This is a genomic window from Cupriavidus sp. a3 (assembly GCF_051015765.1).
Classification (GTDB): domain Bacteria; phylum Pseudomonadota; class Gammaproteobacteria; order Burkholderiales; family Burkholderiaceae; genus Cupriavidus; species Cupriavidus oxalaticus_A.
The window spans coordinates 517,675-530,441 of the sequence record NZ_CP170644.1 but is presented as its reverse complement, the minus strand read 5'-3'; the positions used below and the strand labels follow the sequence as shown (position 1 = coordinate 530,441).

Annotated in this window: 11 protein-coding genes; 5 read left to right on the top strand and 6 right to left on the bottom strand. The window is 68.7% G+C overall.

What is annotated here, in order from left to right; genetic code table 11:
• Positions 1-12 precede the first annotated feature (12 nt).
• The 3 genes from ACAD63_RS24405 (at position 13) to ACAD63_RS24395 (ending at position 5,694) form a co-directional block, all read left to right on the top strand.
• Positions 13-660 (top strand): response regulator transcription factor, encoded by a 648-nt coding sequence (locus ACAD63_RS24405; protein WP_133095713.1) that lies wholly within the window; start codon positions 13-15, stop codon positions 658-660.
• A 26-nt stretch (positions 661-686) separates the two neighbouring features.
• Positions 687-4,154 (top strand): ATP-binding protein, encoded by a 3,468-nt coding sequence (locus tag ACAD63_RS24400; protein WP_434034467.1) that lies wholly within the window; start codon positions 687-689, stop codon positions 4,152-4,154.
• A gap of 148 nt (positions 4,155-4,302) precedes the next feature.
• A complete protein-coding gene (locus ACAD63_RS24395) occupies positions 4,303-5,694 on the top strand; it encodes an MFS transporter (protein ID WP_133096023.1) in 1,392 nt (463 codons plus the stop codon).
• Between the two features lie 23 nt (positions 5,695-5,717).
• Here ACAD63_RS24395 and ACAD63_RS24390 read toward each other — a convergent pair whose 3' ends face one another.
• The 3 genes from ACAD63_RS24390 to ACAD63_RS24380 form a co-directional block, all read right to left on the bottom strand.
• Entirely contained in the window at positions 5,718-6,530 is an 813-nt protein-coding gene (locus ACAD63_RS24390) for an SDR family oxidoreductase (RefSeq protein ID WP_133095715.1), read from the bottom strand.
• A gap of 45 nt (positions 6,531-6,575) precedes the next feature.
• Positions 6,576-7,508: an IclR family transcriptional regulator gene (locus tag ACAD63_RS24385; protein WP_240745823.1), complete on the bottom strand. Its 933-nt coding sequence runs from the start codon at positions 7,506-7,508 to the stop codon at positions 6,576-6,578.
• Positions 7,509-7,694: 186 nt separating this feature from the next.
• Positions 7,695-8,723 carry a YeiH family protein gene (locus tag ACAD63_RS24380; RefSeq protein WP_135703045.1) on the bottom strand — a complete coding sequence of 343 codons (1,029 nt, stop codon included), beginning with the start codon at positions 8,721-8,723 and terminating at the stop codon, positions 7,695-7,697.
• A gap of 459 nt (positions 8,724-9,182) precedes the next feature.
• On the opposite strand from ACAD63_RS24380, the gene ACAD63_RS24375 reads away from it, so the two are divergent.
• Both ACAD63_RS24375 and ACAD63_RS24370 read left to right on the top strand, forming a co-directional pair.
• Positions 9,183-9,860: a hypothetical protein gene (locus ACAD63_RS24375; RefSeq protein ID WP_135703046.1), complete on the top strand. Its 678-nt coding sequence runs from the start codon at positions 9,183-9,185 to the stop codon at positions 9,858-9,860.
• A gap of 17 nt (positions 9,861-9,877) precedes the next feature.
• On the top strand, positions 9,878-10,543 hold the full coding sequence (locus ACAD63_RS24370; RefSeq protein ID WP_255519635.1) for a hypothetical protein: 666 nt from the start codon (positions 9,878-9,880) through the stop codon (positions 10,541-10,543).
• A 60-nt stretch (positions 10,544-10,603) separates the two neighbouring features.
• Here ACAD63_RS24370 and ACAD63_RS24365 read toward each other — a convergent pair whose 3' ends face one another.
• The 3 genes from ACAD63_RS24365 to ACAD63_RS24355 form a co-directional block, all read right to left on the bottom strand.
• Positions 10,604-11,140: a GNAT family N-acetyltransferase gene (locus tag ACAD63_RS24365; protein WP_195426937.1), complete on the bottom strand. Its 537-nt coding sequence runs from the start codon at positions 11,138-11,140 to the stop codon at positions 10,604-10,606.
• Between the two features lie 62 nt (positions 11,141-11,202).
• On the bottom strand, positions 11,203-11,469 hold the full coding sequence (locus tag ACAD63_RS24360) for a hypothetical protein (protein ID WP_133095719.1): 267 nt from the start codon (positions 11,467-11,469) through the stop codon (positions 11,203-11,205).
• Positions 11,470-11,562: 93 nt separating this feature from the next.
• Positions 11,563-12,765, bottom strand: coding sequence for an acetate/propionate family kinase (locus ACAD63_RS24355; RefSeq protein ID WP_434034466.1), 1,203 nt, complete (start codon positions 12,763-12,765; stop codon positions 11,563-11,565).
• Positions 12,766-12,767: the final 2 nt, after the last annotated feature.

Genomic DNA, 12,767 nt, shown 5'->3' with positions numbered 1-12,767 from the left:
GACTAGAAAACGATGTACGACCGAATCATCCGTGTCGCCCTGGCGGACGACCATCCGCTGGTCATGGTCGCGCTGCGGGACTGCCTGCAGCGCACGCCCAACTTCCAGGTCACCAGCAACTGCGGCAACGGCACGGAACTGCTGGCCGCGCTCGACCGCGAGCCCGCCGACATTGCCATCACCGACTTCTGCATGGGCCGGGGCGATGCCTCGTCGGACGGCTTCAACCTGCTGAACCGGCTCGCGCGCCGCCATCCGCTGACCCGCATCGTAGTGGTCAGTGCCCAGGCCAATGCCGCCATCATCCGCCGCGCCATGAAGCTGGGCGCGCGCGCCTACGTCAGCAAGGAAGACCCGATCGATGAAGTGGTGCGGGCCTGCCTCCAGGTTGTCGCCTGCGATGGTCGCTACCACTCGCCTGCGGCGCAGGCCATCCTTGACAGCGCCGCGCTCGCCGCGGCGCCGGCGACCGAACTGACGCTGCGCGAACTGGAGGTGGTCAGGCTTTATGCGCAGGGGATCCAGCTCGCGGACATCGCCGGCAAGCTCGGGCGCTCGGTCAGCACCATTTCCAGCCAGAAGACTGTTGCCATGCGCAAGCTCGGGGTGCAGACCAACACCGGCCTGATCCGCTACGCGTATGAAAACGGCCTTATCTGAACCCCTGGCAACGTAGACCCGCGCCGATGCAGCCATCCCTGGAACGCACGCGCGAATCGCTGGCCAGCGCCTTTGACGCCCTGGCCGAGCAATCCCGCCGGCAGCAGCAGCGCTATGCGGCCACCATCGCCGTACTGGTCGCCATGGTGGTGTTCTCGGGCCTGCTGCTGGCCGGGCTGGCTGCCGCCAGGCACCTCGACTACCGGCGCGGCCACGCGGCGCAATACGTCGCGTCGCTGACGCAGCTGCTGCAGAACGAGTCCTCGTTCCTGCGCCGCAGCGTGCTGACGCTGCGCTACCAGCGCGATACGCCAGCCCCGGATCCGGTCCGCGATCCCGCGTTCGAGTCGTTTCTGCGCACCGGCGCGGCCAGCGTCCATGTCGAGGCGGTGCACAAGGACTACCACCTGCTCGCTGCCGAGGCCACGCGCCAGGCCTGGGGAGCCAGGCTGCCTTCGGAGTTCGCCCGCCAGCGCCAGCTGGCCATGGCGACCATGGCCACACAGCAGGCGTTCAACCTCGACCACGACGCCTTCGCAGTGTCGCTGGACGAGGACAGTGCCGTCGTCATCCGCCAGCCGGAATCCGGGGCGCGCGCACCGATGGCGCTCGACCCCACCCTGATCCCGCTGCTGCGCACGCGCCTGAACGAAGCCTTGCTGGACCGCACTGGCCATGCCGTCCCGGCCCCCGACCGGCAGGTGTGGCTGGGGCCGCTGCGGCATCCGGTCGACGACAGCGCGATCATGGCGCTGGCCAGCGCCGCCTACGCGGGCGATATCCCCACCACGCTGGTCGCTGCCTGCATCCCGGCCCAGGGATTTCTCGCGGCACTGCAACGGCCATCCGACCCGGCGCTGCTGGTGCTGCTCAACGAATCCGACGACATTATCGACATCTCGCCGCGCGACGGCATGATCCCCGCGGAGACCTTGCACAGCCTGACCGGGCGCGCTCGCGACCGGCCACAGGATTCGCTGCAATACACCGGCTCGGGCGTGCTGCTGGTGCAACCGCTGCAGGCCGGCCTTGGCCGGCTGGTCTATTTCCTGCCGTACCGGTTGCTGGCGGACGCATTGGCCCCCGAGCTGGCCGGCATTGTCGCCGCCATCCTGGTGCTGGTGGGCGGCATTGTCCTCACCGCGCGCTACTGGAGCCGGAACCTGCTGCGGCGCATGCATGCCGATGCGTCGCGCGCGCTGGAAAGCGAGCTGATGAACCACATTCTCGTCAGTGCCACGCCGGTTGGCCTGTGCATCGTGCGGCGGCGCGACTACGCCGTGCTGATGTCAAACCAGCAGGCCGATACCTTGCTGCAGCGGCAACCGTGCGGGCCCATGCCGCAGCCGCTGGTGGAGGCCTTCGGCAGGCAGCCGCGCGATGGCGGCAAGAGGCCGGACGCGATCGCCAGCTTCACGGTCGCAATGCCAGCGATGGCACCGTCCGCCGATGCCGGGCGCTTCCTGCAGGTCACCTATGCGCCTGCACGCTACCGCGACGACGACGTGCTGTTCTGCGCAGTGCACGACTGCACCGCGCAACAGGCGCTGCAGGACCAGTTGCGCTCGGCGCAGCAGGCAACCGAGTCGATGATGCGCGCGCGCTCGACCTTCTTCGCCGCCATGAGCCACGAGATCCGCACGCCGCTCAATGCGCTGCTGGGCAACCTGGAACTGCTTGCGCGCAGCCCCGGGCTGGAGCCGCATGCGCCCAGGCTGAAGGTCCTCGACACGGCGGCCGAAGCGCTGCGGCGCATCGTCAACGACGTGCTGGATTTTTCCAAGATCGATGCCGGCAAGCTCGAACTGGTCGAGGAACCGTTCCGCCCCGTCGACGCGCTGGAGAGCGTGGCGCTGGCCTATGCGCCGATGACGGCCGGGCGCCCGCTGCACTTGAGCCTGCACCTGTCGCCGTCGCTCGACGTGGACATCACCGGCGACCGTACACGCCTGGTGCAGGTGATCAACAACCTCCTCAGCAACGCCTTCAAGTTCACCACCAGCGGCCGCATCGCCCTCAGCGGCGAGCTGGTGGCGAATGAACACGGCGTGCCGCAATTGGTCTGCCGCGTCAGCGATTCGGGCATCGGCATGCCGCCCGCGCTGATGGAGCGGGCATTCCAGCCGTTCGTGCAGGGCGATGGCGCCGGTGCCAGCCGCTACGGCGGCACCGGCCTCGGGCTGTCGATCTGCGCGCGCCTGTGCGAACTGATGGGCGGCAGCATCGCGGTGGCCAGCGTGCCTGACGTGGGCAGCGCCTTCACGGTGACCATCCCGGCCCGCGGCGTGCAGGCGGTACCGGCGGCGGCCGGGGCTGCAGCGCGGCGCGGAAACGGGCGCGGAAACGGGCGCGGAAACGGGCGCGGGAACGGGCCCGGACACGGGCGCGGCCACGTCATGGTGCTGTGCCAGGACGCGCGCACCGCCGCAAGCCTGGACGCGTGGCTGCAGTCTGCCGGCTGGCACACCAGCGTGCTGGCGTCGGTCGAGGCAGCCCGGGAATATCAGGCCTTCACGCCGGTCCGGGCCATCGTGGCCAGCGACGAATTCACGCTGGCATCACTGGACGCGCTGCGCGAAACGGTGCCCGCCACCGTGGCGTGGGTCACGCCGGACGGCCCCCATCGGCCGCAACAGCGGGCGCCCGGCATCCTGGAAGTCACCGCGTTCAGCCACCGCGCGCTGCTGGCGTGCGTAGCCGAGGCTTGCGAGAACGCTGCCGCGGGCGTGGCATTGCATGCCGGCGAAGGCGGCAACGCGGCCGGGGCAGCAACGCCTTCCGCTGACGCGGCCGCAACCGTGCCGACCATCCTGGTGGCAGAAGACAATGCGCTGAACCAGGCCCTGATCGCCGAACAGCTGCAGGCGCTCGGCTGCCAGCCGATCGTCGTAAGCCACGGCAGGCAGGCGCTGGCCGTGCTGGAGACCACGCCGGTCGACGCCGTGCTGACCGACATCCGGATGCCCGGCATGGATGGCTATAAACTGCTCGAAGCGGTACGCGCCCGGCATGCCGGCGTGCCGGTGCTGGCGTTCAGCGCGTTCGCGCGCAGCGAGTGGTTGGCCGACTGGCGCCAGCGCGGGTTCGCCGGCTATGTGTCCAAGCCGGCGTCGCTGCAGGACCTGCAGGCATGCCTGCGCAACCTGCCCGGTCGCGGCCGGGCACAAGCCGCCCCACCCGCCGGCGCCGGCACGGATCCCGCCGCCGCCGACCGCGAGCGCTATGAAGCCATGCTGCGCTCCCAGCTGCGGCAGGACCTGCCCGAGCTGGAACGCATCATCGCGCAGTGCGAGCTGCCTGCGCTGCGTTGCTGGACGCACTCCGTGGCCGGCGCCTTCATGATCGTGCGGCGTAACTCGATCGTGCGCGAGTGCCGGGCACTGGAAGCGCTGTGCGCCGCGGCCGGAGGCTGGACACCCGCGATCGCCGCGGCGGCGGCGGCGCTGCGCGAAAGGCTGCGCGGCTATATGCAGGACACCGCCGTGGCAGCCTGAGCGTTGCGCGCGGGACGCCTACCACAATTCGCGGATTTGCGAGGACCGCGACGCCGGACGATAATGGGCGAGGCCGCGCCAGCGGCCAGCCATCCGGGTCTTCATGCGGTTTTTCCGCGGCCCGGCATTGTCTCCAATGTCTTTCCCGATGCAGCCAGAACAAGGCCTCCCCCAGCCGCAACGCACCTGGGCGATCCTCACCGTTTTCTTTGGCCTGATCATGGCCGTGCTCGATGGCTCGATCGCTAACATCGCCCTGCCCTCCATCTCGCGCGAACTGCACGCGGAGCCGTCGAGCACCATCTGGGTCGTCAACGCGTACCAGCTCACGGTGACCGTGTGCCTGCTGCCGCTGTCGTCGCTGGGCGACATCCTCGGCTACAAGCGTGTGTACCGTGCCGGGCTCGCAACCTTCCTGGTCGGCTCGCTGCTGTGCGCGCTCTCGGTCAACCTGCCGATGCTGGTGGCGGCGCGCGTGCTGCAGGGCATCGGCGGCGCCGGCATCATGAGCGTCAATACCGCGCTGGTGCGCTTTATCTACCCGCCCACGAAGCTGGGCCGCGGCATCGGGCTGAACGCGCTGGTGGTGGGCGTGACCATTGCGGTGGCGCCTTCGCTGGGGGCGATCATCCTGGCGGTAGCCAGCTGGCAGTGGCTGTTCGCGGTGAACGTGCCGGTGGCCATCCTGGCGCTGGTGCTGAGCCGGCGCGCGCTGCCGGCAACGCCGCCGCAGCCGCGCGAGTTCGACTATCCCAGCGCGCTGCTGTCGGCACTGGTGTTCGGGCTGTTTATCCTGGGCGTGGACGGGCTCGGCCATGCAGCCTGGCGCGCGGCCGGCGTCGCGGGGCTTGCCGCGGCGATCGTGCTGGGATGGCTGCTGGTGCGGCGCCAGCGCGGCCGCGCCGCGCCGCTGGTGCCGGTGGACCTGTTTGCCAGCCGGGCCTTCGCGCTGGCGGTGGGCACCTCGTTCTGCTCGTTCATGACGCAGATGCTGTCCTTCGTGGCGCTGCCCTTCTACCTCGAATACCAGCTTGGCCGCTCGCTGCAGGAGACCGGGCTGCTGATCACGCCGTGGCCGACGATGGTGGCGGTGATGGCGGCGCTGTCGGGGCGGCTGTCGGACCGCTACCCGGCCAGCATCCTCGCCGGCCTCGGGCTGGCCATGCTGGCCGGCGGGCTGGTAGGGCTGGCAACGCTGGGAGCGGATGCAAGCAGCCTCGACATAGCGTGGCGCATGGCGCTGTGCGGTATGGGCTTCGGCTTCTTCCAGTCACCTAACAACCGCGCCATGATCGGCGCCACGCCGCCGGCCCGCAGCGGCGGCGCCAGCGGCGCGCAGGCGACCACGCGGCTGCTGGGCCAGACCACCGGCACGGCGCTGGTGGCACTGCTGTTCAGCCTGGCGCCGGACGGCGCCGCGCGCATCGCGCTGTATGTGGCGGCGGCGGTCGCAACCGTCGGCGCCCTCATCAGCCTGAGCCGGCTGCGCGATCCCAGCGGCGAAGGCAATGCGCAGGCGGCGGCGGAGCCGGACGCCTGAAGCGGGCCGCCGGGCCCGCGCGCTTACACCGCGATGCCGCCGAACTCCTGCATCACCTTGTCATGCAGGCGCCGCATGCCGCGCAGCCAGCGGTCGTAGTCCTGGCCCTTGCGGCGGTAGTACTCCAGCACTTCCGGGTGCGGCAGGATCAGGAAGCGCTCGTGGGCCACGCCTTCCAGGGTCGCCGCGGCCACGTGCTCGGCGGTAACCGAGCCCTCCTGCAGGAAGCCCTTGCGCTCACCGTTCTCGCCGAACAGCATATTGGTCTGCACGCCCTGCGGGCAGATGCAGCTGACCTTGATGCCGCGGTCGCCATAGGTGATCGACAGCCATTCGGCAAACCCGATCGCCGCGTGCTTGGTCACCGCGTAGGGGGCTGAGCCGATCTGCGACAGCAGCCCTGCCGCCGATACCGTATTGACGAAATAGCCGTCGCCGCGCTCGAGCATCTGCGGCAGCACCGCGCGCGCCGCGTGGATATGCGCCATCACGTTGATTTCCCAGATGCGCTGCCATTCGTCGGCACCCGCGTCGAGGCCCTTGCGCAGGATGATGCCGGCGTTGGAGCAGAACACATCGACCTGTCCGAAGCGGCGCGTGGCCTCGTCGGCCAGTGCCTGCACCGCGGCGGCATCGGCAACGTCCACCGCTTGCGCGAACACCTGGCACGACGGCACTGCCTGCTGGACTTCGCCGGCGACCTTGGCGGCGCCGGCCTCGTTCAGGTCGGCCACGGCCACGCCACGTGCACCGGCCTGGGCAAACGCCAGCGCCAGCGCGCGGCCAATGCCGGTGGCCGCGCCGGTCACCACTACGGTCTTGTTACGTATGTCCATGCGCTATCTCCTCATCGATCCTTGTTGATATGGTCTGCCACCGCGTCATTCGTTGGCGGCTCGCTGGCCGGCGGGACATGCGCCCGCCTCGGGCCCATCCGCTGGCAGGCGCATCGAAGCGCGCGCGCCGCCGGGCTGCCACAGGCGCGCCTGCAACGTCTCGGCCAGGTCGCGGATGCGCGGGCCGAGATTGCCTTCCAGGATCTCCGGCGACAGCCGCGCCGCGGAGCCGCCGATATTCATCGCCAGCACTTCGCTGCTGCCCGCGAGCCGCAGCGGCGCCGCGGCGCCGCTGACGGTGCGGTCCCATTCCGCGTGCGCCACGCAGAAGCCGCGGCGGGCGTAGTCGTGCAGCGCGCGCTCGATGCCGCTGCGCATGGCAGCCCAGCGCGCGCCGTAGTGGCGCGCCAGCTCGGCCAGTGCCGCTTCGCGCTGGCCGGGGTCGAGCCCTGCCAGCCAGGCGCGCCCGATCGCCGAGGTGGCCATCGGCAGGCGCGCACCCGGCGCCAGCCGGATCACCAGCGCGCCGCGCGGCTGGCAGCTTTCCAGGTAGACCATGGCGTGCCGGTCCGGCATCGCCAGCGCCACGGTGCAGTCGGTGGCAAAGGACAGCGACTGCATCAGCGGCTGCGCGATCTCGCGGATGCCCGCGCCCGCGATGTAGCGATGGCCGAGCACCATCGCGCCCTGCCCCAGCCGGTATTTCTCCGTGCCCTCGATATAGGTCAGGTAGCCGAGCGTGGCGAGCGTGTAAGTCAGCCGCGACACGGTCGGCCGCGGGATGCCGGTGCGGCGCGACAATTCGGCATTGCCGAGGTAATCGTCCTGCGGCCCGAAGGCCCGCAGCAGTTCCATGCCGCGCGCCAGCGCCGTGACGAAATTGCGGTCCTCGCAACCGGAGTTCGCCTGCGCGTCGACCGGCGCAAGCGCGTGGGCGGCATCGGGCGGCGGAGTCGGGATGGTGGTGGAGCGCTTCATCGGGCAGGCGGCTACGGCGTGCGGCAACGGCAAAGGACTCTTGATAGCAGTTCCCGGCCGAAGCTGGCATCGGTATGTAGCGAAATCATGTGCGCGAGAGACGGCGTTCATGGGCACGAATCCGCACGTTCGCGCGACCATTGCCGTTGACCGCGGGAGCAAAAGCCTGCCGAGCCGCCGGACAAACTAGGACCGCGCCAACACCAGCATGCCGTAGAACAGCATGGCCAGGAACAGCGTTTCCAGGACCATCAGCGCCACGGGCTTCCACCCTACGGACAGAATGTCCTTGAGGTGAGTCTTCATGCCGATTGCGACCATGGCCATGACCAGGCACCACTGCGACGCGAACTGCCCCGCCTTAACCAGTCCCGCAGGCAGCCAGCCGGTGCTGTTGATCGCCACCAGTACCGCAAACGCCACGGCAAACCACGGCAGCAGCGGCGGACGCGGCCCCTTTCCGGCTTCTCCCTGCGCCCGCTGATGCCGCTGCGACAACCACGCGGCCAGCGCGATCACCGGCAGCAGCATGGCCACCCGCATCAGCTTGACCAGCGTGGCCGCATCGCCGGCTTCGTGCGAGATGCTGTAACCGGCCCCAACCACCTGGGCCACGTCATGGATGGTCCCGCCGATAAAGGCTCCGGCCTGCAGGGAAGGCAAGGCCAGCAGTTGCGCGATCATCGGATACACCACCATCGCCATCGTCGACAGCGCGCTGACGGAGATCACCGTGAACAGCGTCGCGCGCTCCTTTAGCGGATGCTGGGGCATGGCCGCCGACAGGGCCAACGCCGCGGAAGCCCCGCAGATTGCCACGGCGCCGCCGGTGAGCAAGCCGAAGAAGGTCTGGAATCCCATCAACCGGGCCAGCACGATGCCGCACAGTATGGTCAGCGCCACCGCCAGTATGACCATGGCAACCGAGTGCCAACCCAGTGCCGCCACCTGCGACGCCGTGATGCGCAACCCCAGCAAGGCCACGCCCAGCCGAAGCACCTGCTTGGCGCTGAAGTCGATGCCTGCGGCGCCGGAGGATTCCCGGGACAGGAAGTTCAGCGCCATGCCTAACAGCAGGGCGAACAGCATTACCGGCGCCTGGTAATGCGCGGCGAGCGACATGGCTGCCACGGTTACCACCGCGCTGATGACCATGCCGGGCAGGTAGCCGCGGAAGGTGCCCAGCCAGCCCGGATTCAGAAATCTTTCGGACATGAATGTCTCTCCGATGTCCGCCATCGTTGCAAACCGGAAAACGCACGCGGACACACTCTGCAATTTCCCATCCGGCAAGCATGGTGCAGCGAACCGGTTTCCGCCATGCAAAGGATGCCAGCGGCTTTGCATTACATGCCACCGTTACTGGTGAGCGTTCCCTGCAGCACCTCGCTTCGGGCTGATGGCGGCGCAGATGCCGAAGGTACCGCAGGCTGCCGCCATACCTCCGGGTGTAATTTCCGCACCATGCGCCGCTATCGTCGGTGTGGATCTTTGCCTACAGTAGATGCGGCGGCAGTTGGCGAGTGCCGGCGGCGCCGCCTTCGCCGTCAGGTCGCGCCCCCGGGATGCCTGCCCGCCCGGGAGCCGCAGGCTCGATGCTGTCGCACCCGGCACGGGGGGCGGGGGCTTCGTCGCAGACCTTCGCCGCGGGCAGTTGCAGCCGGGTGCAAGCCAGTGTTGACTACTTCCCTCGACCCCCACGCCGCCGAAGTGCGGCCGCGCCTGCTCGATACCGTCGACCGCGTATGCGAGATGTGCTTCGGCCTGTTCATGGCCCTGACCTTCGTTGGCGCGGTGTCGGCCGTCGGCGCGCCGGCGGATGCCCCACGCACGATGTTCTTCACTGCGCTGGGCTGCAACCTGGCCTGGGGGCTGGCCGATGCCGTGATGTACCTGGTGCGCACGCTGACCGAGCGCGGGCGCAGGCTGTCGCTGGTCAAGGCGGTTCGCAATGCCGGCGACCCGGGCGACGCCATCGCGCGCCTGCGTGATGCGCTTTCGCCCGCCTTGCGCACGCTGGTCGACGATGCCGAGCTGGAAGCGATGCGGGGCCGCATCGCCCGCACCGTCGATCTGCCCGCGCGCCCGGCGTTGGGCACACAGGATCTGCTGGCAGCTGCCGGGATCTTCCTGCTGGTCGTGCTTGCCACCTTCCCGGTGGCCCTGCCGTTTATCGTGTTTGCGGACGTCTCCACGGCGCTGCTGGTATCGCGCGTGCTGACCATCCTGATGCTGTTCGGGGCCGGCATCGCGCTTGGGCGCTATGCCGGCTTCGGCGGATGGATAGCGGGTGCGGCGATGACGCTGGTCGGCGTTGCACTGACCGTGGCCATCATCGCGCTTGGAGGCTGACCATGGAGGCCGGGGGTATGGCTGCACCACCCGCAACACGACCCGCAACACGACTGGCCGCACGCTGGCTGGTGCTGGCCGCGGCAACCGCGCCGCTGCCCTTGCATGCCGCCGAAGACAGCGTCGCGCCCGCGACCGCGGAGGCGCCGGCGTGGAGCGGCGGAGTCTCGGCTTACCTCAATCTGCCGCGCGGCAGCGAAGCCTATGTCACGGGCATCGCCATCGCCAAGCGCGGCGCCTTGCACCTGGAGGCGCGCAGCAACTACGAAGGCATGGATGCGTACTCGTTCTTCGTCGGCTACAACCTTGGCTGGGGTGACGCCTTGCGGCTGGATTTCACGCCGATCCTGGGTGTGGTCACCGGCAGCACGCACAGCGTCGTGGGCGGGTTCGAGGCCACGCTGACCGGCCGCTATGCCGATGCCTATATCGAGTTCGAGTACGTGCCGGACGCCGAGCCGTCCGGGTACGCCTATGCATGGAGCGAGCTAGCCTGGCGCCCTCGGGACTGGCTGCGGCTGGGCCTGGCGGCCCAGCGCACGCGTGTGCCTGACAATGGCCGCAATTTGCAGCGCGGCGTGTTTGCGCAAGTGAAGGGCAAGCATGTCTCCGGTGCGGTCTACTGGTTCAACCCCGCCGCGCACGACCAGATCGCCGTGGTCTCGATCGGGCTGAGCTTCTGACGCTGGCGAGCGCAGCACGTACGTTTGAGTACGGTTTGATCCGGATGCGTGCGCTTGGACTTACAGCGCAAGCGTCACCACGCGCAGCGTGGCATCGTCCGGACAGGCCACGTCGGCAAAGCCAAATTGCCTGGCCAGTCGCCGCATGCCGGTATTCGACGACAAGACATAGCCTTCCATGCTCCGATAGCCGCGGCTCCGGGCAATGTCGATCAGGGTGCCCAGCAGCCGGCTGGCCAGCCCAAGCCTGTGCCAGTCATCGGCGACCGTTACCGCGAACTCGCAGGTATTGCTGCCCGGTGCCGCAGCGTAGCGCGCGCCACCCACGATGGACGACGCCTTGCCTTCCGTGGCAAGCGCCACCAGCGCAAACTCGCGCTCGACCGAGGGGTGCGTCGCATGTTCGAGCATCGCTTCCGGCAGCTGCTGCATGGCAGCCATGAATCTGGCGTAGCGCGCATCGGCCGACAGCCTGTTGAATGCCGCCAGCAGCCCGACCTTGTCGTCTTCGGTTATCTCCCGCACAAGCACTTGCCGTCCATCGCGCAGCGGCACGTTGAAGGGCACGAAGCTTGTCGCTGCAGGCTTGTCTTGCATGGCAACGTTGTGGGTGGAAAAGAAAGCGGGTTCGCTGGACGGCAGCTCCGAATTGCCATGCATCAATACTTGATGTCCCTGGCTGTCTCGCGGCCTTGCTGCTTTGTCTGCCGCTTGTCCTGCCGGCAACCGGCATTGCTTTGCTGGTCCGCGGCACGACAGTCTTGCTTGGTCTGCCTGGAGTCCTGACGTGTTTCCTGGCGAACGTCACGACCGGCACGGCGCTGTTGCGCTTGCTCGGTCGCCCATGCAACGCTGGCAAACGCAACATTGGCAAGGACCAGCGATGCCGCCAGGGAAGCCAGCCGCAGCGGGTAGGAATGGAACATGGCGCCTCCTTGATGGATCGGCCTTGTGTCGTCAATCCACTTTAGTTTCCGCAGGAGAGCTTGGCTAGCTGGCGCGGTCTGGCATCGCCCCCGTCATCCGTCCGACCGGCGTGCGGGCACTGCGAGGACCTCCCTGGTATGCCTGGCAATCATCAGTTCCTCGTTGGTCGGGATGACCCAGACCGGAACCTTTCCGGACGCCGGGCTGATGCGCGGTCCGTCGCCCGCGTTCGCCGCGGCATCTACGCTCACGCCGAGCCATGCCGCGAGCTGGCATACGCGCTCGCGGATCGGCGCAGCATGCTCGCCGATGCCTGCGGTGAACACCAGCGCGTCCAGCCCCTGCGCGGCGGCGGCCAGCGAGCCAAGCTCCCGGGCGATGCGGTAGGTGTACAACTCGACGGCAAAGCGGGCCTGCGCATCGTCGCTGGCGAGCAGCGCGCGCATGTCGCTCGACAAGCCGGAGACGCCAAGCAGGCCGGACTTGCGGTAAATCAGGTCCTCGATGGCGTGGGCATCCATGCCGAGTTCGCTGATCAGGTACAGGATCACGCCCGGATCGAGGCTGCCGCAGCGGGTTCCCATCGGCAGCCCGTCCACCGCGGTAAAGCCCATGGTGCTGGCCACGCTGCGCCCTCCGACCAGCGCGCACATGCTGCTGCCGTTGCCGAGGTGCGCCACAACCGTGCGGCCCGCGGCGGCGCGCGCATCGACACTCGGCAGGACGCTTGCGATGTACTCGTAGGACAGCCCGTGAAAGCCGTAGCGCCTGACGCCCCTGTCGGTAATCTCCGCCGGCAACGCGAAGGCCTGTGCCACTTCCGGCTGCGCCCGGTGGAAGGCGGTATCGAAGCAGGCGACCTGCGGCAGTTCCGGACGCCGCTCGGCGAGGATGCGGATCGGCTTGAGGTTGTGGGGCTGGTGCAAGGGGGCAAGCGGGCAAAGCGTATCCAGCTCGGCCAGCAGCGCATCGGTCACCCTGGCCGGCTGGGTGAAGCGCACGCCGCCATGCACCACCCGGTGCCCCACCGCGCTCAGCGCATGCCCTTCGCCGTGGCTGCGCAGGAAGTCCGCCAGGAAGGCGATGGCACCCTCGTGCCCGAGCTTGGTGCCGGCCTCCCAGCGCTTTGCCTCGATCTCGGCCCCTGCCGCGTCGGTGGCGCGGAATGCCGGCGCCGTATAGAGGCCTTCGAGGCTGCCGCGCAAGACAAGTCTCAGGGCATCGTCATGGGTATCGTAGGCGCAGTACTTGATGCTCGACGAACCCGCATTCAGGACCAGGATCAGTTCGGCCATGG

Coding starts and splice junctions, on each gene's coding strand:
- ACAD63_RS24405 (WP_133095713.1), top strand. CDS start 13: ATGTACGACCGAATCATCCGTGTCGCCCTGGCGGACGACCATCCGCTG.
- ACAD63_RS24400 (WP_434034467.1), top strand. CDS start 687: ATGCAGCCATCCCTGGAACGCACGCGCGAATCGCTGGCCAGCGCCTTT.
- ACAD63_RS24395 (WP_133096023.1), top strand. CDS start 4,303: ATGCAGCCAGAACAAGGCCTCCCCCAGCCGCAACGCACCTGGGCGATC.
- ACAD63_RS24390 (WP_133095715.1), bottom strand. CDS start 6,530: ATGGACATACGTAACAAGACCGTAGTGGTGACCGGCGCGGCCACCGGC.
- ACAD63_RS24385 (WP_240745823.1), bottom strand. CDS start 7,508: ATGAAGCGCTCCACCACCATCCCGACTCCGCCGCCCGATGCCGCCCAC.
- ACAD63_RS24380 (WP_135703045.1), bottom strand. CDS start 8,723: ATGTCCGAAAGATTTCTGAATCCGGGCTGGCTGGGCACCTTCCGCGGC.
- ACAD63_RS24370 (WP_255519635.1), top strand. CDS start 9,878: ATGGCTGCACCACCCGCAACACGACCCGCAACACGACTGGCCGCACGC.
- ACAD63_RS24365 (WP_195426937.1), bottom strand. CDS start 11,140: ATGCAAGACAAGCCTGCAGCGACAAGCTTCGTGCCCTTCAACGTGCCG.
- ACAD63_RS24360 (WP_133095719.1), bottom strand. CDS start 11,469: ATGTTCCATTCCTACCCGCTGCGGCTGGCTTCCCTGGCGGCATCGCTG.
- ACAD63_RS24355 (WP_434034466.1), bottom strand. CDS start 12,765: ATGGCCGAACTGATCCTGGTCCTGAATGCGGGTTCGTCGAGCATCAAG.